This window comes from Saccharopolyspora terrae, assembly GCF_004348435.1.
GTDB lineage: Bacteria > Actinomycetota > Actinomycetes > Mycobacteriales > Pseudonocardiaceae > Saccharopolyspora > Saccharopolyspora endophytica.
Genome location: NZ_SMKS01000039.1, coordinates 26,083 through 49,498 on the forward strand (window position 1 = coordinate 26,083; position 23,416 = coordinate 49,498).

Genomic DNA, 23,416 nt, shown 5'->3' on the forward strand with positions numbered 1-23,416 from the left:
CCATCGCGCCGACCACCTCACCCATTGGAGGCCCGGCATGCAGCGTGATCCGGCCACGGCACGGCCGTGGACCAACTGGGGACGCACGACCACCGCGCACCCGGCGCGGGTCGTCGCCCCGCGAGACACCGCCGAAGCCGCCGAGGCGATCCGCGCCGCGAGCCGGGAGGGCCTGCGAGTGCGGCCGATCGGGTCCGGGCACTCGTTCTCCGCCGTGGCCTCGCCGGAATCCGGTGTGGCGCTGAACCTCCGGCACTGGTCGGGGATCATCCACGCCGACCCGTCGACCGGCCTGGTCACCGCGCACGGCGGCACTCCGCTGCACGTGCTCAACGCCGAACTGGACTCGCTGGGCCTGGCGATGGCCAACCTCGGCGACATCGACCAGCAGACCGTCGCCGGCGCCATCTCCACCGGAACGCACGGCACCGGAGCCGGTCTCGGCGGTCTGGCCACGCAGGTGGAAGCGCTGGAACTGCTGCTCGCCGACGGCACCGAGGTGCGCTGCTCGCCGACCGAGAACCCCGAGCTCTTCGCCGCGGGCAGGCTCGGACTGGGCGCGCTCGGCGTGATCACCACCGTGACGCTGCGCTGCGTCCCGGCGTTCACGCTGGCGGCCGAAGAACGCCCGGCGCTGCTGGAGGAGGTGCTCGCCGACTTCCACGGGCTCGCCGAGGCCAACGACCACTTCGAGTTCCACTGGTTCCCGCACAGCCGCAACGCCATGGTCAAGCGCAACAACCGGCATCCGGGACCGCCGCGCCCGCTGCACCCGGTGCGGCACTTCCTGGAGTACGAGGTGATGGAGAACCGCCTGTTCGGCGCGGTCTGCGGGATCGGGAAGGCCGCTCCCGCGCTGGTCCGGCCGCTGAACCGGTTCTGCGCCGCGACCTGGTCGGCCCGCAGCTACCAGGACCGCTCGTTCCGGGTGTTCACCACGCCGCGCCGGATTCGGTTCGTGGAGACCGAGTACGCGTTCCCCCGCGAGATCGTCCCGGACGTGGTGCGCGAACTGCGCGAGGTCGTCGGGCGGCTGGCCGACCCGGTGATGTTCCCGGTGGAGGTGCGAGTCGCCCGGGCCGACGACGTGTGGCTGTCCACCGCGCACGGCCGCGACACCGGCTACATCGCGGTGCACCAGTTCCTGGGAATGCCCCACCAGCACTTCTTCGACGCCTTCGAGGCGATCGCCCGGGACGCGGGCGGGCGACCGCACTGGGGGAAGATGCACCGCCTGGACGCGGCCGCGTTGTCCGGCATTTACCCCCGGTTCAACGAGTTTCGGCAGGTCCGCGCCTCGGTGGATCCGGGCGGGATCTTCCACAACTCGTACCTGGACCGCGTCCTGGGGCCTGTGGATAACCCGAACTGATTACCCCGCCGCGGCGCGCACCGCGTCGGTGATCGCAACGTCACCGCCGACGAGTTCCAGAGCCCGTCCGGCGGTCCCCGGTTCGCGCAGCAGGGCCGCCAGAACGGCGGCCACGTCGCGGCGCGTGACCGCGTCCCGGCCGACCTCCTCGGCGAGCGTGACCCGGCCGGTGGGCTCGTCGTCGGTGAGCCGTCCCGGGCGCAGGATTGTCCACTGGAGATCGCGGCTCCGCAGGTCCTCCTCGGCCGCCCGCTTGGCGTCCAAATAGGCCCCGAACACCGGGTCCACGTCCGGCGGGTTAGGGGTGCGGGTGCCCATCGAGCTCACCTGCACGAAACGTCGAATTCCGGCCTGTTGACAGGCATCCGCGAGCAGGGCGGAGGCTCCGCGGTCCACTGTGTCCTTGCGCGGAGCGCCGCTGCCCGGGCCCGCTCCCGCGAGGAAGACGGCGGCGTCCACTCCGGACAGCCGGCCCGCCAGCTCGGCCGCTTCGGCGCTCTCCAGATCGAGCACCAGGGGCTCGACGCCGTCGGCTTCGAGGTCGGCCGCGTGGTCGGGGTTGCGGATGATTCCGAGGACCTGATCGCCCCGTTCGGAGAGCAGTCGGCCGAGCGGCCGAGCGATCTTCCCGTGGGCTCCGGCGATGACGATGCGCATGTCCCCACGGTATGCCCGATGCCGTTGCTCAACCGTTCAAGCACGGCCTGTGGACAACTCGCGATTTCTGGGGATAACCCACCTGTGGACACACCTGTGGACAACTCCGGGAGAAGCCTCGATCGGAGTCGGCGGACGGAGCCCGCCCACGCTGCGCGGTAGCGTGGTCCGGGCGGGCATCCGTCCGCTTCTTCCCCCTCCAGCAGGCAACCCCCCGCCCACCGGTTGTAAGTGCAGTTCCAGCTGAAGCCCCCCGGTCCAACTGGAACTGCGGCCCCCAGGGGCCTTCAGCTGCGCGACGGCGCTGGAGCTTCAGCCGACAGCAGTTGCTGGTAGACGACCTCGTTCACCCATCGCGAGACCGCGGTGTGCTCGACCGGCGGTGCGTCGTCGAGGCTGTGCCCCGGAAGTTCTTCGCGCACGTCGTCACCGTCGGCGCTGAGCACCGCGATGCCGAACTGGCGGGCGCGGATCAGGCAGGTCTCGGCGAAGTCCGGCGCGACGGCCACGCTGCGCGGCACGACGATCGCCGCGTTGACGAAGCGGGCGAACGGCACCGCCGCGGTCAGCGCGGTGCGCCAGTGGCGCGCCGGCGCGAGGACTCCGGTGATGCGGGCCGCGGGCGGTGGCACCCGGCCGTCCATCTCGGGCCAGACCCAGGTGGCGATCTCCGCGCGGTCCAGGACCGGACCACTGGCGAAGACCAAGCGTTCGGCGTGGGCGTCGGGCACCAGTTCCGCGGTGGCGATGATCTGGCGTCCGAGCAACTTGACCGGCGGCAGCACGCTGCCGGTCCAGCCCATCGCGTCCACCGATCGCTGGGCGAGCCGGCCCATGGAGGCGGCCTGCCCCAGCGGCGACCGGACCTGCGTGGTCGAGCAGGCTCTGAGCTCGTCTTCGGACCAGGCATGTCCCGGCATTGCGGTCACAGCGTTCCGCCTCCCTCGCGCTACGTGCACTCCGCGACTTCAACTTCCCCCGGCCACCGGTGCGGGGGCCACGTTGACTAAAACAGCTCCGAGGCGGTTCTGCGCTGCTCATCGGGGGTCGCTGCGATCGGCGGCGGGCAGCTGTCGGTGACCGGTCGACGAATGACATGGGGGCTTCAGCCCCGCCATGCGGCCAAACAGGTGATCCCTACCCGACACCTGCACGACAACGCCTTCCGCCCATCATTTATGGCCTTGAAAATCCGCGCATGATATCTGCGCCGGTCACGCAACCTGCACAAATGTACAGTTGACGGATTATTCGACCAGTAAGCGGAAAATTGTTCATCGATGTAGCGCGTCGAGGTTGACCCGTTCGCCCTCTGCCAGCCGCTGCCGGATGCCGTCGGCCGCGGGCAGCAACGAGCGGACGAGCCGGGTGACGTCGGCCCGGACGCTGTGGGCGACCACGCCGAGCGCCGCGACCACCGTTCCCGACGCGTCGTGGACGGGCACGGCCACCGAGCAGTTCCCGAGCGTCATCTCCTCGTTGGCGGAGGCATAGCCGCGGGTGCGCACGCCCTGCAGCTCGCGGCCGAGCCGGCCGGGCTCGGTGATCGTGTAGGCGGTGTGCCGGGACAACCCGGTCTCGCAGCAGGAGTGCAGAACGCTCGCGGGCGCGTGCGCGAGGAGGACCTTGCCAACCCCGGTCGCGTGCAGCGGCAGCCGTCCACCGGTCCTGGAGACGATCGGCACAGCCCTGGGCGTCGTGAGCTTCTCCACGTACACGGCGTCGAGCTCGTCCCGGACCGCCAGGTGCACGTTGTCGTGAGTGGTTTCGCACAGCTCCTGCATGTAGGGCAGCGCGGCTTCGCGCAGCCGCCCGTTCACCGGGGCCAGCAGGCCGATCTCCCAGAGCCGCAGCCCGATGACGTACCGCCCGTCGGGGTCGCGCTGCAGCGCACCCCAGAGCTCAAGCTCGCGCACCAGCCGGTGCGCGGTGGCCAGCGGGATGTCGGCCCGCTGCGCGATGCCCGTCAAGGTCAGCCGAGGGTGCTCCACGTCGAAGGCGGTGAGCACGCTCAAGGCACGAGCCGTCACCGACCGCCCAGGATCCCGACTGTTTCCCGCCACGAGGCCACCTCCGAGCCACAACCCCCAGCCGGACTCCCCCACCCCAGCACAAGAACCACCCAACACCAAGAAAGATCACGAAAAGATTTCGCTCAACGCTGAACCCCACAAACAACCCCAAACAGACCAAGAACGAGCCCAGGAGGAGAGGACAGGTGGGGAGGGAGACGACACGAGGCCGAAGGCCGAGCACAAGACTTCACGTGAGCAGGCCGAGAAAGGATCAAGGCGACGACCAGGAAGAACGAGCCCAGCCGCACCGTGGGGGGCATGGGGGGTCGACCCCCCAACACAATCGAGAAAGCCCCTCCCGGCGAAGCATGAGCCGGGAGGGGCTTTCGAGTGGGCGAGGAGGGAGTTGAACCCTCACGTCCTTTCGGACACACGGACCTGAACCGTGCGCGTCTGCCATTCCGCCACTCGCCCGTGGCACGATGAGAAGCTTAACTTGCCGCTTTTCACCGCTGGGCACCGGGGTGAGCTTTCGCTTTTCCCTGCTGCCCTGTTGGCGAAAAGAAGATTAGCACGGCCCTGAGAGGGGCCTGCGCAGGGGGGTCAGGAAGTTGGGAGCAGGGCGGTGTCTCGGGCCGTGGGCCCAGATACGATGGTCGGCAGAAGTCGTACGCGTGGAGGGATATTGCCGTGGGCCTCGTGCAGCGCTTTGAGCGCCGGATCGAAGGCATCGTCGGTAATGGCTTTGCGCGCGTGTTCGGCGGGAACGTAGTTCCGCAGGAAGTCGCCCAGGCCTTGCAGCGAGATGCTGAACTGAAGGTCAGGGAGCTTGCCGGTGGTCGGTTGCTCGCTTGTAACCACTACGTTGTGCAACTGAGCCCGTCGGACCATGATCGGCTCACCGGCGATGAGGACCGGGTGACGGACCTCCTCGCCGACTGCGTTCAAGAGCACCTCACCGAGCAGGGGTGGGACACATATGGTGACGTCGTAGTCTCCCTGGAGCGCTCTGAAACGCTGCACACGGGACAGTTTCGAATCAGTTCGACCGTCGACCCCGATGTAACTCGACGGCCGACACAACCGCGTACCGCAGGAGACCGACCCATGAGCCAGCCACCAGGCCACTACCCCCAGGGAGATCCGTACAACCAGCAGGGGCAGTACGGCTACGACCAGGGATACGGCCAAGGCCAGGACCCCAACTACGGCTACGGTCAGCAGCCCGGCTACGACCAGCAGGGTTATGGCCAGCAGCAGGGCTACGGTCAGCAGCCCGGCTACGACCAGCAGGGCGGGTACGGCCAGCCGCCGCAGCCCGGCTACGACCAGGGTTACGGCCAGCAGCCCGGCTACGACCAGGGCTACGGCCAGCCGCCGCAGCAGCCCGGTTTCGACCAGGGTTACGGGCAGCCGCCGCAGCAGGGATTCGACCAGGGCTACGGCCAGCCGCCGCAGCCCGGCTACGACCAGGGTTACGGCCAGCCCCAGCAGGGCTATGACCAGGGCTACGCACAGCAGCCCGGTTTCGACCAGGGTTACGGCCAGCCCCAGCAGGGCTTCGACCAGGGCTACCCGCAGCAGCCCGGTTTCGACCAGGGCTACGGCCAGCCGGGTGGTGCCTACCCGCAGAGCGCTCCGGGCGGTTTCCCGGACCAGGGCGGCTACGGCCAGCCCGGCGGTGGCTACCCGCAGAGCGCACCGGGCGGTTACCCGGCCGGTGGTCCTCGTGGTCAGATGACCGCCACGCTGCACCTGGACGACGGTTCGAACCGCTCGTACACGCTGCAGCAGGGCTCGAACATCATCGGCCGCGGACAGGAGGGCCAGTTCCGCCTTCCCGACACGGGGGTCTCGCGCAAGCACATCGAGATCACCTGGGATGGTCAGAGCGCGATGCTGGCTGATCTCGGTTCGACAAACGGCACCACGGTGAACGGCACTCCGGTGCAGACTTGGCAGTTGGCAGATGGTGACGTGATCAGGGTCGGGCATTCGTCCCTGGTCTTCCGCGCCCAGCAGGGCTGAGCGCGGTTCGGCGATCCCCGAATACGAGTAGGAGCGTTCACAACAAGTGCCGGAGCTGGTTATTCAGCTGACCAGAGCAGGGTTTCTCGCCCTGCTCTGGTTGTTCGTGCTGGCTGCGCTTCGCGTGGTTCGTTCAGATCTCTACTCCGCGTCGGGGATGCGAGTCCCGATGCCAGGTGCGAGTCGGGCCCCGGGCAAAGCCCGGGGCAAGAGCAAGGCGCCCCGCCAGATGGTGGTGACGCACGGCGCTCTCGCCGGCACGCGCATTTCCCTGGACGGCCGGCCGATCCTGATCGGCCGAGCCGATGACTCCACGTTGGTGCTGGACGACGACTACGCGTCGACCCGGCACGCTCGGTTGTCGCTTCGCGGCTCCGATTGGTACGTGGAGGATCTAGGCTCCACTAACGGCACATACCTCGATCGGGCGAAGGTCACGGGACCGACCAAGGTCCCGCTCGGCGTTCCGATCAGAATCGGCAAGACGGTGATCGAGCTGCGCTCATGACCCTCGTCCTTCACTACGCAGCCCGCAGCGACCGCGGCCTGGTGCGCTCCAACAACCAGGACTCGGTCTATGCCGGCCCACGACTACTCGCCCTCGCGGACGGCATGGGTGGACATGCCGCCGGTGAGGTCGCCAGCAAGGTCGTCATCGCGGCGTTGGCGCCGTTGGATGATGACGAGCCAGGTGACGACCTGCTCGGACAGCTCCGCGGTGCGGTGCTGGACGGCAACAGCGCGATCGCCGAACTGGTGGCCAACGACCCGGAGCTGGACGGGATGGGCACCACCCTCACCGCTGTGCTGTTCGCAGGCAGCAAGCTGGGTCTGGTGCACATCGGCGACTCCCGCGCATACCTGGTCCGCGACGGCGAGCTGACCCAGATAACCCACGACGACACCTTCGTGCAGTCGCTGATCGACGAAGGCCGGATCACCGAGGAGGAGGCCGCCAACCACCCGCAGCGCTCGCTGCTGCTGCACGCGTTGACCGGCCACGAGGTGGAACCGAGCCTGGCGATTCGCGAGGCTCGCGCGGGCGATCGCTACCTGCTGTGCTCCGACGGCCTGACCGGCCCGGTGAGCACGGAGACGATGGCGGAAGCCCTGCGCATTCCGGATCCGCAGCAGTGCGCGGACCGGATGATCGAGCTGGCGCTCAAAGGTGGCGGTCCGGACAACGTGACCGTGATCATCGCCGACGTCGTCGACGTCGAGTTCGGCGACGACGCCCCCATAGTCGGGGGTGCGGCGGGAAATGGCGATGAGCATCCGCAACCCGATTCGTCGGCGGCGCGCGCTTCCGCGGTGACCATGCCGCGGCCGCAGCCGAAGCGTTTCGAGCCCACCTCACCTCCGGCGGAGAAGCCGCGCAAACGGCGCTGGCTGACCTCGCTGGTGGTGGCCTGCGGCGTGCTCATCGTGTTGGCGGCTGTCGCGCTGGTTGGGCGTTGGTGGGTGCTCAACCAGTACTACATCGGCGTGAACCGCGCCGATGAGGTCGTGATCTACCAGGGCGTTCAGGGATCCACGCTGGGCGTGGCGCTGAACTGGCAGGTCGAGACCTCCTGCCCGCCGGACTCCGCCAAGGACTGCCAGCCGATCAAGCTGGACGACCTGCAGGAAGCGCAGCGTCCCGACGTGCGCAACGGCATCACCGAGGTCAACGGCCTCACCGAGGCGCGGGAGGCGATGCGGCGGCTGCGGATGACCGCGCTGCTGCCGGAGTGCCAGACGCCCGAGCCTTCGGTGCCCACGGTTCCGCCCGTCCCGGGTGCCCCCGTTCCGGGTGCGCCGACACCGCCTCCTCCCGGTCAGCCGCAGGTGCAGCCCACGCCGGGTGCGCCGGTGCCCGGTCAGGCCCTGCCGCCGGAGTCCTCGGCGGCGGACGCCACGCCGCTGCAACCGGAGGAGCCGAAGCCTGGCGTGAACTGCCGGACGGTGAGTTGATGTCCGAACCGGCCGCTACGACCGGAGCAGTCAACGGGGCCCCCCGAGTCAACACTCGGCGGGGCACCGAACTGTTCATGCTCGTTTTCTCCGCGATCATCGTGACCGCGGCGTTGATCGTGGTGGAGGTTTCGCAGGAGCAGACCCTCACCCGTGAGCTGCTGTTCTACGGGGTCGCGTTCCTGATCCTCTACGGCGCCGCGCACTTCGGCGTGCGCTACTTCGCGCCGTACGCCGACCCGTTGATCCTGCCGCTGGTGGCGTTGATCAACGGGCTCGGTCTGGTGATGCTGCACAGGCTGGACCTGGCCCCGGTCGTCGGGGCGCCGTACACGCCGAAGCAGATCCTCTACACCACCGCAGGCGTGGCGATGTTCATCCTCGTCCTGTGGCTGGTGAAGGACCACCGCACGCTCGCGCAGTACGGCTACACGTGCGGTTTCGTCGGGATCGCGCTGCTGGCGCTGCCCGGTGTGCTGCCGGCGAGCATCTCGGAGGCCAACGGCGCGAAGCTGTGGGTCAACCTGGGTTTCATCTCGATCCAGCCGAGCGAGTTCGCCAAGATCCTGCTGCTGATCTTCTTCGCCTCGTTCCTGGTGGGCAAGCGCGAGCTGTTCACCACGGCGGGCAAGCGGTTCCTCGGCGTGGACTGGCCGCGTCCGCGTGACCTGGGCCCGGTGCTGGTCGCCTGGGTCCTGTCGATCGGCATCGTGGTTCTGGAGAAGGACCTGGGCACCTCGCTGCTGTTCTTCGGCATCGTGCTGGTGATGATCTACATCGCCACCGAGCGCGCGGTGTGGGTCGGCCTCGGCCTGACGATGTTCGCGGTGGGCGCGATCATCGCCTTCAACCTCTTCTCGCACGTCCAGGTCCGGGTGAACACCTGGCTCGACCCGATGATGCGGGTGGCCGACGGCGAGTCCGACCCCGGCTACCAGCTGCGCACCGGCCTGTTCGGGATGGCCCACGGCGGCATCCCGGGTTCGGGTCTGGGCAGCGGGATGCCGAACATCACGCCGCTGTCGTTCAGCGACTTCATCATCCCGGCGCTGGGCGAGGAGCTCGGCCTCATCGGGCTGATGTCGTTGCTGCTGGTCTACGTGCTGCTGATGATGCGCGGGCTGCGCAGCGCGCTGGCGGTGCGCGACTCCTTCGGCAAGCTGTTCGCCGGCGGTCTGTCGTTCACCATCGCGCTGCAGCTGTTCGTGGTCGCCGGCGGTTCGACGGGCCTGATCCCGATGACCGGTCTGACGGCGCCGTTCCTGGCGGCCGGTGGTTCGTCGATGCTCGCCAACTACGTGCTGATCGCGCTGCTGCTGCGGGTGTCCGACGCGGCCCGCCGCCCGCAGGCCCCGGCCAAGCCCAAGCCGAAGCAGGCGCCGATCGCTGAAGCGCATACGGAACTGGTGGAGCGTCCCCGATGAACAAGCCGCTGCGCCGAGTGGCGCTGGCCATGATGGCGATGGTCCTGCTGCTGATGGGCAACATGACCTACGTCCAGGTCATCAAGGCCGACGAGTACCGCGAGGACGCCCGCAACACGCGCACCCAGCTGGAGGAGTTCTCCCGGGAGCGCGGTCAGATCATCGCGTCCGGTCAGTCGCTGGCCAGCTCCACGCCGATCGAGCACGACCGCTACAAGTTCCAGCGGACCTACCCGAACGGCCCGCTGTACGCGCCGGTCACCGGGTTCTACTCATTCTTCTACGGGTCGAACGGCGTCGAGCGCGCCAACGACAAGATCCTCAACGGCACCGACGACAGCATGGCGTTCGGCCGGCTGTCGGACATGATCACCGGCAACACGCCGCGCGGCGGCAGCGTCGAGCTGACGATCAAGCCGGAGATGCAGCAGGTCGCCTACGACCAGCTGACGAAGAAGGGCTTCCAGGGTTCCGTGGTGGCGCTGAACCCGTCGACGGGCGAGATCCTGGCGATGGTCAACGCGCCGTCCTACGACCCGAACAAGCTCACCGGCCCGGACAACAACCAGGTCGCCGAGCAGTGGAACGCGCTCAACAACGCCGAGGGCAACCCGATGGCCAACCGGGCGGTCTCCGAGATCTACCCGCCCGGTTCGACGTTCAAGCTAATCACCACGGCCGCTGCGCTGGAGAACGGGTACAACCCGAACAGCCAGGTGCAGGACGCCGCGTCGATCACGCTGCCGCAGTCGTCGACGCAGCTGCCCAACTACGGCGGCAAGAAGTGCGCGGGCAACACGCTGACCGAGGCGCTGGCGCACTCCTGCAACACCGCGTTCGCCGAGATCGCGGGCAAGGTCGGCGCCGACAAGCTGCGCGAGACCGCGGCGTCGTTCGGCTTCGGCCAGGACCTGCAGATCCCGATGAGCGTGGCCAAGTCGGACCTGGGCCCGATGTCCGACGGCGCGTCGCTGTACCAGAGCGGCATCGGCCAGCGCGACGTGCGCGTCACGCCGATGCAGAACGCGATGATGGCCGCGACGATCGCCAACGGCGGCAAGGTGATGAAGCCGCAGCTGGTCAGCTCGACGAAGGCTCCCGACATGGAGGAGCTCGACTCCCTCCGGCCCGAGGAGCTCGGCCAGGCGGTCTCGCCGGACGTCGCGGGCAAGATCCGCGACATGATGATCAAGTCGGAGCAGAACACCAAGGGCTCCGGCAAGATCACCGGGATCGAGATCGCCTCGAAGACCGGTACCGCTCAGCACGGCGACCCCGGTGACCGGCCGCACGGCTGGTACGTCGCGTTCGCGCCGGCCGCCAACCCCACGATCGCCGTCGCGGTGATCGTGGAGAACGGCGGCGACGAGGGCGACGAGGCCACCGGTGGTTCGCTCGCAGCCCCCATCGGCCGGGAGGTCATCCGGGCCGGTTTGCGGGGAGGTGGCTGATCCGTGCTGACCACCGGCCAGTTACTCGCCGAGCGCTACCGCCTCGGCCGCCGCATCGCGGTCGGCGGTATGGGCGAGGTGTGGGAGGCGGTGGACGTCCGGCTGGACCGGACGGTGGCGGTCAAGGTGCTCAAGGCCGAGCTGTGCGGGGACGCCGAGTTCCTGCACCGGTTCCGCACCGAGGCCCGCACCACGGCGTCGCTGAACCACCCGGGAATCGCAGCGGTCCACGACTACGGTGAGACCGCTGCGGTCCCGGACGGTCCGGAGGACACCGCCTACCTGGTGATGGAGCTGGTCGGGGGAGAGCCGCTGGCGGCGATCCTGGCTCGGGAACGGCGGATCAACACCGATCACACGATGGACATGCTGGAGCAGGCGGGTCAGGCGCTGCAGGCCGCGCACGAACGCGGCCTGGTGCACCGGGACGTCAAACCCGGCAACATCCTGATCACCCCCGAGGGCAAGGTGAAGCTGACCGACTTCGGCATCGCCAAGGCGGCCGACGCGGCACCGGTCACCCGCAACGGGATGGTGATGGGAACGGCGCACTACATCGCGCCGGAGCAGGCGCTCGGCAGCGACGCGACACCGGCCAGCGACGTGTACTCGCTGGCCGTCGTCGGTTACGAGTGCCTGATGGGGCACCGCCCGTTTCTCTCCGAGAACGCGGTGACGGTCGCCATGATGCACATCCGCGACATCGCTCCACCGCTCCCGCCGGACGTTCCGCCGGGAGTGCGGGCGCTGATCGAGGCGACCCTGGTGAAGGACCCGCGCCGGCGCTACGCCGACGGCGGGGAGTTCGCCACCGCGGTCGCCGCAGTGCGCGCGGGTCGGCCGCTGCCGACGCCGTCGGCCCTGGTCGCCCAACAGCAGCGACCGGTGAACGTGCACGGGCCGGGTACCGGCGTGCACCCGGTACCGCCGGGTCCGCCACCGATGGGCAACACCTATCCGCCCGGCATCATCCCGCCCCAGCAGCCCGTGCAGCAGCAGGCGGTTCAGCAACACCAGGTTTCACAGCAGCAGGCTCCGATGCCGGTCCCGGCCAACGCCGCGGGCGTGGCAGGAGCCATGGGTGGCAATGCTCACCGCGATAGCGGCAACACCAGGGTTGTCGTGTGGATTCTCGTCGCGGTGCTGGCGGTAGTCTTGCTGGTCGCCATCGGTCTGCTGACGTACTGGGCGGTCAACCGCCACGACCTCGGCATGGCCGGACGCGGTCCGGTGGCCACGCTGAGCCTGGATTCCACGAACGGTTTGGGCCAAACTTCGCATCGGCAGGAACCCATGATCGGAATGCCTCCCGCGGGTGAGATGGGACGATCGTTGACAAGGATCGGAACGACGATTCGATGAGTTCACCTCGACTTCTATCCGACCGCTACGAGCTCGGCGAGACTCTCGGCTACGGCGGTATGTCGGAGGTGCACAAGGGCCGCGACACCCGCTTGAGCCGAGACGTCGCGGTCAAGATCCTGCGTGCCGACCTAGCCCGGGACCCCACCTTCCAGCTGCGCTTCCGCCGCGAGGCGCAGAACGCCGCAGCGCTCAACCACCCGGCGATCGTCGCGGTCTACGACACCGGCGAGACGGACTCCGAGAACGGGCCGCTGCCCTACATCGTCATGGAGTACGTCGACGGCCGGACGCTGCGCGACATCGTCAAGACCGAGGGGCCGCTGTCCCCCCGGCGGGCGATGGAGGTCATGGCGGACGGCTCGGCCGCGCTGGACTTCAGCCACCGGCACGGGATCGTGCACCGCGACGTGAAGCCGGCCAACATCATGATCACCCGCTCCGGCGCGGTGAAGGTGATGGACTTCGGCATCGCTCGCGCCCTGGCCGACGGCCAGGCGGCGGTGACCCAGACCGCAGCGGTCATCGGCACCGCCCAGTACCTCTCGCCGGAGCAGGCGCGCGGCGAGGCGGTGGACGCGCGAAGCGACGTCTACGCCTCCGGCTGCGTGCTCTTCGAGCTGCTCACCGGGGAACCGCCGTTCACCGGTGACTCCCCGGTCGCGGTGGCCTACCAGCACGTCCGGGAGGAACCCCGCAAGCCGTCCGACGTCGTTCCGGCCACCCCGGCGTCGCTGGACGCCGTGGTGCTCAAGGCGCTGAGCAAGAACCCGGCCAACCGCTACCAGTCGGCGGCCGAGATGCGCGCCGACCTGGTCCGCGTGCTGTCCGGTCAGCGCCCGAAGGCTCCGATGATCATGTCGGAGGAAGAGCACACCGCGATGCTCGGCCAGGGCGCCGGTCCCACCGAGATGATCGGCTCCGGCCGGCACCGCTCGGACGACGTCGAGGACTACCCGCCGGCCCACCCGCCGGAACGCCGGCGCAGCAAGAACGCCGTCGTCGCGCTGGTCACCCTGGCCTGCGTGGCCGTGTTCGCGCTGGCCGCGTGGCTGGTGACGATGCTGGTCGGAGCGGGTGCTCCGGATCGCGTGCCGGTCCCGAACCTGATGGGCATGACCGCCCAGGCCGCGAACGAGAAGGCGAAGTCGGAGGGCTGGATGGTCCTCCCGCGCTCCTGCCCCTCCCCGGAGGACAAGCGCGGCACGATCGTGCGCCAGACGCCGGGGCCGGGAGCTCAGGGCGTCAAGGCCGAGACCAAGATCGAGCTCTGCGCGGGCACCGGTCCGGAGTCCACCGCGGTCCCGGACCTGTCCGGCATGACCATGACCGAGGCTCAGCAGGCCCTCGAAGCGGCTGGGCTGAAGATCGGGCTGAACCCGGACAAGAAGGAGACGTCCGACCCCAAGCAGGTCGACAAGATCCTCGACTGGGACAGCAAGGGCACCGAGGTCGCCAAGGGCACCACGATCAACGTCGTGGTCGGCCAGGCGATCCCGCAGACGGAGGTCCAGGACCTGCGCGGCCAGCAGCTGGAGACCGCGAGGGCGTTCCTCGTCGGCGCCGGCTTCAAGGTCAGCGTGGAGCAGCGCGACTCCGGGGAACCCGCGAACACGGTCATCGACCAGTCGCCGTCCGGTGGCACCAAGGCCCGGACCGGTTCGACGGTGACCCTGGTGGTGTCCAAGGGCAACCAGATCACCATGCCGCAGCTGCAGAACATGTCGAAGGACGAGGCCGAGGCCGCGCTGAAGGCCGCGGGCTGGAACGGCACCCTCAACGAGTCCGAGCAGCCCACCGGCGACATGTCCAAGGACGACAAGGTCCTCAGCAGCTCGCCGCAGGCCGGTCAGAAGATCAGCAAGGACCAGTCGATCACGATCTACGTCGGCAAGTACGACAGCTCCAGCACGAGCACGCCCCCGGGCAGCGGAGGCGGGTTCTTCCCGTTCCCCTGAGGGGACTGACGTGAGAACGGGGCGGTGGCCGAGTGGCCACCGCCCCGTTTCGCGTTCGGGGAGAGTGCTGGTCAGCGGGCCGATGCGGCCGCGGCGACCTTGCGCATCTCGGCTTCGAGCTGGTCGACGACGTGGTCGGCGACCGGGTGACCTGCCGAGGCCATCCAGTTGGCGAGCATCCGGTGACCGCCGTCGGTGAGCACCGACTCGGGGTGGAACTGGACGCCCTCGATCGGCAGCTCGCGGTGGCGCATGCCCATCACGATGCCGGACTCGGTGCGCGCGGTGACCTCGAAGTCGTCCGGGATGGTGTCCGCGCGGACGATCAGCGAGTGGTAGCGGGTCGCGATGAACGGCTGCGGCAGCCCGGCGAACACGCCGGTCCCGGAGTGCTCGATCTCGCTGACCTTGCCGTGCAGCAGCTCGGGGGCGCGCTCGACCGTGCCGCCCCACACCGCGCCGATGGCCTGGTGCCCGAGGCACACGCCGAAGGCCGGCTTGCGCTCGGCGGCGCAGCGGTGGATGAGCTCCATCGTCCGCCCCGCGCGATCCGGAGTCCCCGGACCGGGGCTGAGCAGCACACCGTCAGCTGCGGCCACGTCGTCGTCGGTGACCACGTCGTTGCGGCGCACCTCGCACTCGGCTCCGAGCTGCGCGAGGTACTGCACGAGGTTGTAGACGAAGCTGTCGTAGTTGTCGACCACCAGTACACGCACGCGCCCAGACTACGCGTCCGGCGCAGCCGAATTTCCCCGCTCTCGCCTCGCTCGGCGGGGTCAGCCGGTGGTGACGTCGTTGAACGGCAGCAGCGGCTCGACCCGGGGGAACACCACGAACAGCAGCAGGGCGACGACGGCGGCGATCAGCACGAGCGCCACCAGGGTCTTCACCGCGAGCGGTCCGGGCAGGTGCCGCCAGATCCACGCGTACATCAGCGCTCCTCCAGTTCCGGGGGCCGCAGCTCGGGGTGGCCTGCGACCTTGGGGTACTGAGTGGTGAGCACGCCGTGGACGATCAGCCGCTCCCGCGCGGAGAACTCCGGGTGGCAGGTGGTCAGGGTGATGAGCCTGGTCAGCTCCTCGCGCGGGAAGGTCTCCGGGGCGAGACCGGGCACCGGGAAGATCACCTCGCCCTGCGAGGGCTGCACGACGTGCCGCCCGACCACGTGGTCGTAGGGCGCGGGGATCGGCGCGACGCCACGGCAGCGCGGGGCGCCGCCGCGCCCGTCCCAGGTCGCGACCTCCTCGGCCATCGGAAGGACCCGGTAGACGTACCAGTGGGTCGCCGTCTCCACGACGATCGGCGTGCAGGAGGGCAGCTGGTCCAGGTCGTTGAACGGCGCCCCTCGCCCGACCCGGTGCCCGGCGACCGCGAAGTTCCCCTGCTCGCCCGGCCACGCCGTGCCGGTGTAGTGCCCGGGGCCGCCGCTGAGGGTCTTGAGGTCGGTGCCCTCCAGCACGGTGAAGTCGAAGTCCGGACCGAAGGTCGGCAGGTGGAGCTGCGCGAACCCGGTCCCGGGCGCGGGCTGCGGCGGTTCGGCGATCGGGTGCCGCTGCCGGGCCTGCCACTCCTCGTGCATCCGCCCGGTCGCCTTCGCCTGGTCGCGCGCGGTGAACAGGTCGGTCACGTGCACGACGTAGAAGACGAACAGCAGCAGCACCAGGCCGGCGGTGATCATCAGCTCGCCGAGGACCCGGATCGCCGCACGCGCGGTGTCGTCTCCGCGCCGCAGTGGCGGTGGGGGCGGGCTCTGCACCGACGGAACCACGACGTTCCTCTCCGGTCACGGGTTTGCGAGGGGTGCTCGCTCAGCGCTGTGATTACGTTAACGTGGTAGGTGGAAATGGAGCCGTTCCGCCGCCACCGGCGACGAGCCGGGCCGGGCGCGGGACGGCGGTGCCGCATCACCTGGCGAGGACACCTATGCCGAAGTCCAAGGTCCGCAAGAAGGACGACTCCAACCCGGTTGTCGATCGCCGCACGCCGGTCAAGGCGAAGTCGGTCGGTCCGTCGCACCCGATCTACGTCGCCGTGATGCTCGGCCTGATGATCATCGGGTTGCTCTGGCTCGTCGTCAACTACATCGCCGGCGACAAGATCGGATTCATGAGCGACCTGGGCGGGTGGAATTTCGCCGTCGGCTTCTCGTTCATGATCGTCGGCCTGCTGATGACCATGCGGTGGCGCTGACCCATCCCGCTGACCTGCGGTGACGTCCGGCCTTGACCGTTCCATAAGGCCGGGCGCACGCGGTCGCAATTCGAGCGCCCAGCACGACGACGCTTCGTGCACGAGCTCCGGGGGAGGGAACTCCTTCGGAGCTCACTCATCCCTTTGGCGTCTTGACAGACGGTCAGCGAAACACACTTGTGTAACTAGTCCCCAGTGGGGATAAGTCCTGTGGATAACTCGTCGATAGCGGGTGGACAACGGTGAACACGGCGGAGCAGTCGATGGGCTGGGCACCTCCGGCCGCGCTGGTGGGCTGCGGATGGCTGCTCACCGCGGGTGCCGCGACCTGGGCCTTCCTCGCCTCGACACCGACCGACCGGGTCTTCGTGGGGGTGCTCGCGCTCGCCCTGCTGACGGCGTCCGCCTTCGGCACGATCTGCCGCCCCAGGCTGCACGCCGACGCCACCGGCATCACGGTGCGCGCGCTGACCGGCCGCAGGCACTACTCCTGGGACCAGGTCACCATCCGCGTCCGGGAGACCCGCCGGCTGGGCTTGACCGGCACCAGCCTGGAGCTCGACGCGAACCCGGACCTGATGGTCCTCACCCGCCTCGACCTCGGCGAAGACCCCTACGCGGCGGCCGACGTCCTGCACGCGCTGCGCAGGTGATCAGCCGCAGGCCAGTTCGTAGCCGGAGCCGATGCAGGACAGGTCGCCGTAGGAGACGTCCCGGACGAACAGCACGACCACCAGCACCACCAGCAGTCCGACCAGCGCACCGGCCTGGACGAGGGTGCGGCGCTCGCGCGGCGCGTAGACCAGGGCCGCCGTCGACGCGGCACCCAGGAGCAAGCCGCCGATGTGCCCGAGCAGCGAGATGCCGGGGATCAGCACGCTGGCGACGATGTTCAGCGCGATCACGGTGATCACCGGGCGCAGGCTCACCTTCAGGCGGAGCGCGGCCACGGCGATGCCGCCCATCAGGCCGTACACCGCACCCGACGCGCCCGCGACCGGAGCGTCGGCCTCACCGAGCAGGAACACCGCGGTGCTGCCGCCGATCAGCGACAACCCGTAGACCGCGGCGAAGCGCGCGCGGCCGAGCAGCAGCTCCAGGTCCCGCCCGATCACCCACAGGGCGAGCATGTTCATCACCAGGTGCACCACACCGATGTGCAGGAACCCGGAGGTGACCAGGCGCCACCACTGCCCGCCTGCCACGGTGAACGGGATCAACGAGTAGTCGACGAACAGCGCCGACCGGAAGTTCGCCCCGAAGTTGCCCGCCTGGACGGCGGTGAGCACGTACGCGGCGACGTTGGCCGCGATCAGCAGCGGCACCAGGATCGGCTTGTCGCGCAGCCGCGCACCGGCGACCGTCACGGGTCGGCGCACGGTCGCGCCGCCCTCCCGGACGCAGTCCACGCACTGCTGGCCGACGGAGGCGTCGCGCAGGCATTCCGGGCACGCCGGGCGTTCGCACCGGGTGCAACGCAGGCCCGTCGGCCGGTCGGGGTGCCGCGCGCAGGTGGGTAACTGCGGCGGCGCCCCGTCCGGTCCGGGCGTCGTTCCGGGTGGCACAGTCACTGGTGAGACCTGCTTTCCCGGGCGGTGTCAGCCGCGCTCGATCGAAACCTTCTCGATGACGATGTCGTTCACCGGGCGGTCGTTGCGACCGGTCGCGGTGCCGGCGATCGTGTCGACCACCTCGCGCGACTCCTTGTCGGCGACCTCACCGAAGATGGTGTGCTTGTAGTTCAGCCAGGACGTGGCCGCCACGGTGACGAAGAACTGCGAGCCGTTGGTGTTCGGCCCCGCGTTCGCCATCGCGAGCAGGTACGGCTTGGTGAACTGGAGCTCCGGGTGGAACTCGTCGCCGAACTGGTAGCCGGGGCCACCCCGTCCGGTGCCGGTCGGGTCACCGGTCTGGATCATGAAGCCTTCGATGACCCGGTGGAAGATCACGCCGTCGTAGAACGGGCCGGAGCGTTCGCCCTTGGCGTTCGGCTCCGTGTATTCCTGGGTCCCTTCGGCGAGGCCCACGAAGTTTTTCACGGTCTTGGGCGCCTGGTCGGGGAACAGGTTGATCCGGATGTCTCCCTGCGAGGTGTGCAGGGTCGCGGTCAACGTCGTCCCAACGAGCGATCCGTTGTCTTCAGCCACCCGACCATCCTGCCATCGAGCGGGCCGATTGCGGTGTCTGGGTGCAATATGGGCGGGTCCGCGCCCCTTACCCGGCTCCGTGGTGGAGGCGTGGTTGGCATGTGCTCATCCGGGATAACCGGACTGGTGAAGACAAGCCAGGCCAAGGAGGTCAACAGGCGATGGATGAAGTGAACGCGATGGCCAAGGCCGGCGAGACCGTGGGGAAGGCGGTTGGCACCGGCATCAAGCAGGCCCGCCACGGCGCGAAACGCGCAGGTGAAACAGGTGCTGTGCTGTCCAGGCAGGCAGCAGCGAGGGCCGAGCGGGAACTGGCCAGCCGCGGCTATTCGACCGAGGAGCTGCAGGAGCTCATCGCCCAGCGCGCCACGGGCAAGTCCCGCAAGGAACTCGCCAAGCAGGCCAAGCAGGCCCGCAAGGACTGGGAGAAGCGGACGATCGAATCCCGCAAGCGGCTGGCCGCGAAGATCGACCCCACTCCGGTGAAGAAGAAGCGCCGCTGGCCGTGGCTGCTGCTGATGTTGGTGGTCCTGGGCGTCGCCGCAGCGGCGATCGCGCTGACCCGCCGTCCGGAGGAGCTCCCGCTCGCAGCGGCGGACGACGAGCCGTGGGACTCGCAGACCCCGGGCACCACCGCGCCCCGCCACCGGGCCGCCGCCGAGACCGACGGCCACCATGAACCCCGCGCGGTGGAAACGCCCAGGGCGAACCCGCCAACCCCCTGATTAGACGACACGAGGCCGGGCCCAGCAGGCCCGGCCTCTTCATGCTCACTATTACTATCGGCTTCGATCATTCAGCAGTATCCATTCAATGGAACCACCACACCGCGAAACCGCAGGTCAGACCGAGAAAACAAAAAACGCCCCGCTCTGCGCGGGGCGTTGTCGTGCAGTGGAGACGAGGGGAATCGAACCCCTAACCCCCGCCTTGCAAAGGCGGTGCTCTGCCAATTGAGCTACGTCCCCCAACGGCGGCGGAGGTCAGGGCCCCCGGCCGGAGGATCAGACCTCCGCGGTGGCCTCGCGCCAGAGGTCGGCCTCGGCCTTGGCGGCCTTGTTGCGACGGACCACGAACAGCACGACTCCGGCAACTGCGGCGAGTGCGAGCAGCTTCTTCATTCCGGTCGCCTCCTAGAACACGGCATCCATGCCGTTGATGTTCGAGTCTCTGAAAGAGGGGGGAAGAATTCCCGAGTGGGCCTAGAAGGACTTGAACCTTCGACCTCTTCGTTATCAGCGAAGCGCTCTAACCGCCTGAGCTATAGGCCCTCGTTCGTTGTGCTGCAAACATTACAGGACGGCCTCCCGCTCTCGTCACGGGGGGTCACTCCGTCCCGACCGCACCGCGGCGGCGCTCCCCTACCTCGGAAAACGCCGCCGCAGCGCGGTCAGCGACTCACTCGCGCTCGGACAGCGTGATCTCGATGCCGCCGGCGAAGTCCGCCGCCACGTTGTAGATGAACGCGGCCACGGTCGCCAGAGCCGTGATCAGGACGATGTTGATCGCACCGATGATCGAGGCGACGCCGAAGACCCTGCCCGCGCTGATCAGCGGCTCGTTCACCGCGTCGTCGGGCTGGGTCAGCTCGGTGAAGGTGCCGTTGAGCTGCTCCCAGACGCCCATGCCGTCGAGCACGCCGTAGAGCACGGCCACGGCGATCATCCACACGAAGAACAGCGCGACGCTGAGCACCAGGGCCAGCTTCAGCACCGACCACGGGTCGAACCGCTTGATCTGCAGGCTCGCCCGGCGCGGTCCCCGGCTGGGGCGCCGCGCGGACGGACCGGTGGTGCTGCGCTGCTGCTGCGTCCCGGAACCGCTGCCCGCACCGGTGTAGGACACCTGGGTGCGTCCCGACTGCGGGATCTGCGTGCGGACCGTCTCCTGGTCGGACACGGTCTTCGGGATCGTCTGCGTGTCGTCGGTGTCGCGGCTCCCGGCGGCCGAACCGCCTGCCGCGGCACCGGCGGCGCCGCCGAGGGCACCGGCTGCCAGCGATCCCGAAAGACTGCTCGGCTCCTCCTCCGCGGATTCTTCCTCCGAGGAGGAGGCCGAGCCGCGCTGCCACGGCGGCGGCGCGTCGGTGCCGTCGAGGTCCTCCCCGCCGCCGTCGGTGGCGGTCGGCTCGGCCGTCGAGCCGGACTCGTCGGTCCCGCTCGCAGAGGCAGCAGCCTCAGAACCGGTCGTGGAGACCTTGTCGTCGACTGTCTGGGTGCTGGCCGAGCCCCGGCCCGCATCCTTCTGCGGGTCCGAGGACTCCGGCTTCTCGGAACTTGTCACGAGCGATCCTTCGGTGATCGTCGGCGTCGGTGTGCCCCGTGGCGTGCCACGGCATGTTCAGTTGATCGGCGCTGCGGTCACGCCTGCTTGGGCTCCGGTGCGGCGTCCGGATCCGCTGCCTCGTCGGCGTTGCGCGCCACGGCCAGCAGGGTCGAGCCCTCGTCGAGGTTCATCAGGCGAACCCCCTTCGTCTGCCGACCGGCCTTGCGCACCTCCTTGGCGGTGGTGCGGATGACCCCGCCGGAGGAGGTGATGGCGTAGAGCTCGTCCTCCAGCTCGACGATCTGCGCCCCCACAAGCCTGCCACGTTTGCGGTCGTACTGAAGAGTCAGCACGCCCTTTCCGCCGCGGCCCTGGACCGGGTAGTCCTCGATCGGAGTCCGCTTCGCGTAACCGCCTGCGGTGGCGACCAGCACGTACCGGTCCTCGCGGCACACGCCCATCGCGAGCAGCTCGTCGCCGTCGTTGAAGCGCATGCCCAGGACGCCTGAGGTGGCCCGGCCCATCGGCCGGAGCGCATCGTCCGAGGCGTGGAACCTGATCGACTGACCTTCCGCCGACACCAGCAGCAGGTCGTCGTCGGCCGAGCACAGCACGGCGCCGACGAGTTCGTCCTCGTCCTTCAGGTTCACACCGATAAGACCACCCGATCGGTTGGAATCGAAGTCCGTCAAACGGGACTTCTTGACCAAACCGTTCTTGGTCGCCAGCACCAGGTACGGCGCCGCGGTGTAGTCCTTGATCTGCATGACCTGGGCGATCTGCTCGTCCGGCTGGAACGCCAGCAGGTTGGCCACGTGCTGACCGCGAGCGGTCCGGTTGGCCTCGGGCAGCTCGTAGGCCTTCGCGCGGTAGACCCGGCCCTTGTTGGTGAAGAACAGGATCCAGTCGTGCGTCGAGCAGACGAAGAAGTGCGACACGATGTCGTCCTGCTTCAGCGCCGCTCCCTGCACGCCCTTGCCGCCGCGCTTCTGCGCCCGGTACAGGTCGGTGCGGGTGCGCTTGGCGTAGCCGGTGCGGGTGATCGTGACGACCACGTCCTCGTCGGCGATGAGGTCTTCCATCGAGACCTCGCCCTCGAACGGGACGATCTTGGTGCGGCGGTCGTCGCCGTACTTGTCGACGATCTCCATCAGCTCGTCGCGGATGATCTGCCGCTGCCGCTCGGGCTTGTCGAGGATGTCCTTGAGGTCCTCGATCTCCCGCTCGATCTCGGCCAGCTGGTCGACGATCTTCTGGCGCTCCAGGGCGGCCAGGCGGCGCAGCTGCATCTCCAGGATCGCGTTCGCCTGGACCTCGTCGACGTCGAGCAGCTCGATCAGGCCGGTGCGCGCGTCGTCGACCGTCGGCGAGCGGCGGATCAGCGCGATGACCTCGTCGAGCATGTCCAGCGCCTTGACCAGACCGCGCAGGATGTGGGCGCGCTCCTCGGCCTTGCGCAAGCGGTACTTCGTCCGGCGGACGATGACCTCGATCTGGTGCTTGACGTAGTACCGGATCGTCTGGTCGAGCCGCAGCGTGCGCGGCACGCCGTCGACCAGGGCCAGCATGTTGACGCCGAAGGTCGTCTGCAGCTGGGTGTGCTTGTAGAGGTTGTTGAGCACCACCTTCGGGATCGCGTCCCGCTTGAGGGTGACCACGATCCGCATGCCGCGCCGGCTGTTGGACTCGTCGGCGATGTCGGAGATGCCGGAGATCTTGCCTTCCCGGTGCATCGAGGCGATGTTCTCGATGAGGTTGTCCGGGTTGACCTGGTACGGAAGCTCGGTGACGACCAGCGTGGTGCGTCCCTTGCTGTCCTCCTCCACGGCCACGACGGCCCGCATCTTGATGGAGCCGCGGCCGGTGCGGTAGGCGTCGGCGATCGCGTTGGTGCCGAGGACGAGCGCGCGGGTCGGGAAGTCCGGTCCCTTGATCCGCTCCATGAGGGCTTCGAGGAGCTCCTCGTCCTCGGCCTCGGGGTGCTCCAGCGCCCACACGACGCCGTCGGCGACCTCGCGCAGGTTGTGCGGCGGGATGTTGGTCGCCATGCCCACGGCGATGCCGCCGCCGCCGTTGACCAGCAGGTTCGGGAACCGCGACGGCAACACGTCGGGCTCCTGGGTGCGCCCGTCGTAGTTGTCGGAGAAGTCGACGGTGTCCTCTTCGATGTCGGCGAGCATGTGCATCGCCAACGGGGCCAGCCGCGACTCGGTGTACCGCATGGCCGCGGCCGGGTCGTTGCCCGGCGAGCCGAAGTTGCCCTGACCGTCGATCAGCGGGTGGCGCATCGACCACGGCTGGGCCAGGCGGACCAGGGTGTCGTAGATCGCCGAGTCGCCGTGCGGGTGGTAGTTGCCCATCACGTCGCCGACGACGCGGGAGCACTTCACGTAACCGCGGTCCGGCCGGAAGCCCGAGTCGTACATCGCGTAGAGCACGCGCCGGTGCACCGGCTTGAGACCGTCGCGCACGTCCGGCAGGGCGCGCGCGACGATCACGCTCATCGCGTAGTTGATGTAGGAGTTCTGCATCTCCTGCTGGAGTTCGACCGGTTCGATCCGACCGTGTTCCGGCGGCAGGATTTCCGTCATGCT

Annotated in this window: 21 protein-coding genes, 3 tRNA genes and 1 pseudogene; 11 read left to right on the forward strand and 14 right to left on the reverse strand. The window is 68.8% G+C overall.

Going from position 1 to position 23,416, the window contains the following annotated elements:
• The first annotated feature begins 37 nt into the window (after nt 1–37).
• Nucleotides 38–1,372: a D-arabinono-1,4-lactone oxidase gene (locus E1181_RS20430; protein WP_132677166.1), complete on the forward strand. Its 1,335-nt coding sequence runs from the start codon at nt 38–40 to the stop codon at nt 1,370–1,372.
• Here E1181_RS20430 and E1181_RS20435 read toward each other — a convergent pair whose 3' ends face one another.
• From E1181_RS20435 to E1181_RS20450, 4 genes are all read right to left on the reverse strand, one after another.
• A complete protein-coding gene (locus tag E1181_RS20435) occupies nt 1,373–2,029 on the reverse strand; it encodes an SDR family oxidoreductase (protein ID WP_132677168.1) in 657 nt (218 codons plus the stop codon).
• Between the two features lie 287 nt (nt 2,030–2,316).
• Nucleotides 2,317–2,949: a hypothetical protein gene (locus E1181_RS20440; RefSeq protein ID WP_132677223.1), complete on the reverse strand. Its 633-nt coding sequence runs from the start codon at nt 2,947–2,949 to the stop codon at nt 2,317–2,319.
• Nucleotides 2,950–3,303: 354 nt separating this feature from the next.
• A complete protein-coding gene (locus E1181_RS20445) occupies nt 3,304–4,092 on the reverse strand; it encodes an IclR family transcriptional regulator (protein ID WP_132677170.1) in 789 nt (262 codons plus the stop codon).
• A 343-nt stretch (nt 4,093–4,435) separates the two neighbouring features.
• Nucleotides 4,436–4,518: transfer RNA gene (locus tag E1181_RS20450), tRNA-Leu, on the reverse strand.
• A 216-nt stretch (nt 4,519–4,734) separates the two neighbouring features.
• Here E1181_RS20450 and E1181_RS20455 point away from each other — a divergent pair.
• Genes E1181_RS20455 through pknB form a run of 7 tightly spaced genes read left to right on the forward strand, consistent with a single transcriptional unit; the run spans nt 4,735 to nt 14,220 of the window.
• Nucleotides 4,735–6,072, forward strand: coding sequence for an FhaA domain-containing protein (locus tag E1181_RS20455; RefSeq protein WP_132677172.1), 1,338 nt, complete (start codon nt 4,735–4,737; stop codon nt 6,070–6,072).
• A gap of 46 nt (nt 6,073–6,118) precedes the next feature.
• The gene (locus E1181_RS20460) at nt 6,119–6,580 is read left to right on the forward strand and encodes an FHA domain-containing protein FhaB/FipA (protein ID WP_132626305.1); all 462 of its coding nucleotides are present in this window, start codon (nt 6,119–6,121) and stop codon (nt 6,578–6,580) included.
• A complete protein-coding gene (locus E1181_RS20465) occupies nt 6,577–8,025 on the forward strand; it encodes a PP2C family serine/threonine-protein phosphatase (RefSeq protein WP_132677174.1) in 1,449 nt (482 codons plus the stop codon). The genes E1181_RS20460 and E1181_RS20465 overlap by 4 nt, the downstream gene beginning before the upstream one ends.
• Nucleotides 8,025–9,449: an FtsW/RodA/SpoVE family cell cycle protein gene (locus E1181_RS20470; RefSeq protein WP_132677176.1), complete on the forward strand. Its 1,425-nt coding sequence runs from the start codon at nt 8,025–8,027 to the stop codon at nt 9,447–9,449. Before E1181_RS20465 ends, E1181_RS20470 begins: the two co-directional genes overlap by 1 nt.
• Nucleotides 9,446–10,900 (forward strand): peptidoglycan D,D-transpeptidase FtsI family protein, encoded by a 1,455-nt coding sequence (locus E1181_RS20475; RefSeq protein WP_132677178.1) that lies wholly within the window; start codon nt 9,446–9,448, stop codon nt 10,898–10,900. Before E1181_RS20470 ends, E1181_RS20475 begins: the two co-directional genes overlap by 4 nt.
• 3 nt (nt 10,901–10,903) lie before the next feature.
• Complete coding sequence (locus tag E1181_RS20480) at nt 10,904–12,262, forward strand: serine/threonine-protein kinase (protein ID WP_132677180.1); 1,359 nt, start codon at nt 10,904–10,906, stop codon at nt 12,260–12,262.
• Nucleotides 12,259–14,220, forward strand: a complete 1,962-nt coding sequence (pknB, locus tag E1181_RS20485; RefSeq protein ID WP_132677181.1) for a Stk1 family PASTA domain-containing Ser/Thr kinase — start codon at nt 12,259–12,261, stop codon at nt 14,218–14,220. Before E1181_RS20480 ends, pknB begins: the two co-directional genes overlap by 4 nt.
• 71 nt (nt 14,221–14,291) lie before the next feature.
• On the opposite strand, the gene E1181_RS20490 is transcribed toward pknB, so the two are convergent.
• Genes E1181_RS20490 through E1181_RS20495 form a run of 3 tightly spaced genes read right to left on the reverse strand, consistent with a single transcriptional unit; the run spans nt 14,292 to nt 15,976 of the window.
• Nucleotides 14,292–14,936: an aminodeoxychorismate/anthranilate synthase component II gene (locus E1181_RS20490; protein ID WP_132677183.1), complete on the reverse strand. Its 645-nt coding sequence runs from the start codon at nt 14,934–14,936 to the stop codon at nt 14,292–14,294.
• A 60-nt stretch (nt 14,937–14,996) separates the two neighbouring features.
• Nucleotides 14,997–15,152, reverse strand: coding sequence for a hypothetical protein (locus E1181_RS31510; protein WP_165944690.1), 156 nt, complete (start codon nt 15,150–15,152; stop codon nt 14,997–14,999).
• Nucleotides 15,152–15,976, reverse strand: a complete 825-nt coding sequence (locus E1181_RS20495; RefSeq protein WP_235876910.1) for a class E sortase — start codon at nt 15,974–15,976, stop codon at nt 15,152–15,154. Before E1181_RS20495 ends, E1181_RS31510 begins: the two co-directional genes overlap by 1 nt.
• Nucleotides 15,977–16,143: 167 nt before the next feature.
• Here E1181_RS20495 and crgA point away from each other — a divergent pair, with 167 nt between their 5' ends.
• Entirely contained in the window at nt 16,144–16,410 is a 267-nt protein-coding gene (crgA, locus tag E1181_RS20500; RefSeq protein ID WP_132677185.1) for a cell division protein CrgA, read from the forward strand.
• A 242-nt stretch (nt 16,411–16,652) separates the two neighbouring features.
• Entirely contained in the window at nt 16,653–17,063 is a 411-nt protein-coding gene (locus E1181_RS20505) for a PH domain-containing protein (protein WP_235876911.1), read from the forward strand.
• On the opposite strand, the gene E1181_RS20510 is transcribed toward E1181_RS20505, so the two are convergent.
• Both E1181_RS20510 and E1181_RS20515 read right to left on the reverse strand, forming a co-directional pair.
• Nucleotides 17,064–17,981: a rhomboid family intramembrane serine protease gene (locus tag E1181_RS20510; RefSeq protein ID WP_132677187.1), complete on the reverse strand. Its 918-nt coding sequence runs from the start codon at nt 17,979–17,981 to the stop codon at nt 17,064–17,066.
• Between the two features lie 27 nt (nt 17,982–18,008).
• Complete coding sequence (locus E1181_RS20515; protein WP_207920343.1) at nt 18,009–18,557, reverse strand: peptidylprolyl isomerase; 549 nt, start codon at nt 18,555–18,557, stop codon at nt 18,009–18,011.
• 161 nt (nt 18,558–18,718) lie between these two features.
• Between E1181_RS20515 and E1181_RS20520 the strand changes: the two genes are divergently transcribed.
• Entirely contained in the window at nt 18,719–19,282 is a 564-nt protein-coding gene (locus E1181_RS20520) for a hypothetical protein (protein ID WP_207922232.1), read from the forward strand.
• Nucleotides 19,283–19,452: 170 nt separating this feature from the next.
• Here E1181_RS20520 and E1181_RS20525 read toward each other — a convergent pair.
• The 5 genes and pseudogenes from E1181_RS20525 to gyrA all read right to left on the reverse strand — a co-directional run bounded on the left by E1181_RS20525 (nt 19,453) and on the right by gyrA (nt 23,413).
• Nucleotides 19,453–19,525: transfer RNA gene (locus tag E1181_RS20525), tRNA-Ala, on the reverse strand.
• Nucleotides 19,526–19,570: 45 nt separating this feature from the next.
• Nucleotides 19,571–19,678: pseudogene (locus E1181_RS32230) on the reverse strand (DLW-39 family protein); the annotation flags it as partial.
• A 76-nt stretch (nt 19,679–19,754) separates the two neighbouring features.
• Nucleotides 19,755–19,828, reverse strand: a tRNA-Ile gene (locus E1181_RS20535).
• Between the two features lie 127 nt (nt 19,829–19,955).
• Complete coding sequence (locus E1181_RS20540; RefSeq protein ID WP_132677189.1) at nt 19,956–20,840, reverse strand: DUF3566 domain-containing protein; 885 nt, start codon at nt 20,838–20,840, stop codon at nt 19,956–19,958.
• A gap of 77 nt (nt 20,841–20,917) precedes the next feature.
• Entirely contained in the window at nt 20,918–23,413 is a 2,496-nt protein-coding gene (gene gyrA, locus E1181_RS20545) for a DNA gyrase subunit A (RefSeq protein WP_132677200.1), read from the reverse strand.
• Between the last annotated feature and the right edge of the window lie 3 nt (nt 23,414–23,416).

Coding starts and splice junctions, on each gene's coding strand:
- E1181_RS20520 (WP_207922232.1), top strand. CDS start 18,719: ATGGATGAAGTGAACGCGATGGCCAAGGCCGGCGAGACCGTGGGGAAG.
- E1181_RS20430 (WP_132677166.1), top strand. CDS start 38: ATGCAGCGTGATCCGGCCACGGCACGGCCGTGGACCAACTGGGGACGC.
- E1181_RS20440 (WP_132677223.1), bottom strand. CDS start 2,949: ATGCCGGGACATGCCTGGTCCGAAGACGAGCTCAGAGCCTGCTCGACC.
- E1181_RS20470 (WP_132677176.1), top strand. CDS start 8,025: ATGTCCGAACCGGCCGCTACGACCGGAGCAGTCAACGGGGCCCCCCGA.
- E1181_RS31510 (WP_165944690.1), bottom strand. CDS start 15,152: ATGTACGCGTGGATCTGGCGGCACCTGCCCGGACCGCTCGCGGTGAAG.
- E1181_RS20475 (WP_132677178.1), top strand. CDS start 9,446: ATGAACAAGCCGCTGCGCCGAGTGGCGCTGGCCATGATGGCGATGGTC.
- E1181_RS20465 (WP_132677174.1), top strand. CDS start 6,577: ATGACCCTCGTCCTTCACTACGCAGCCCGCAGCGACCGCGGCCTGGTG.
- crgA (WP_132677185.1), top strand. CDS start 16,144: ATGCCGAAGTCCAAGGTCCGCAAGAAGGACGACTCCAACCCGGTTGTC.
- E1181_RS20435 (WP_132677168.1), bottom strand. CDS start 2,029: ATGCGCATCGTCATCGCCGGAGCCCACGGGAAGATCGCTCGGCCGCTC.
- gyrA (WP_132677200.1), bottom strand. CDS start 23,413: ATGACGGAAATCCTGCCGCCGGAACACGGTCGGATCGAACCGGTCGAA.
- pknB (WP_132677181.1), top strand. CDS start 12,259: ATGAGTTCACCTCGACTTCTATCCGACCGCTACGAGCTCGGCGAGACT.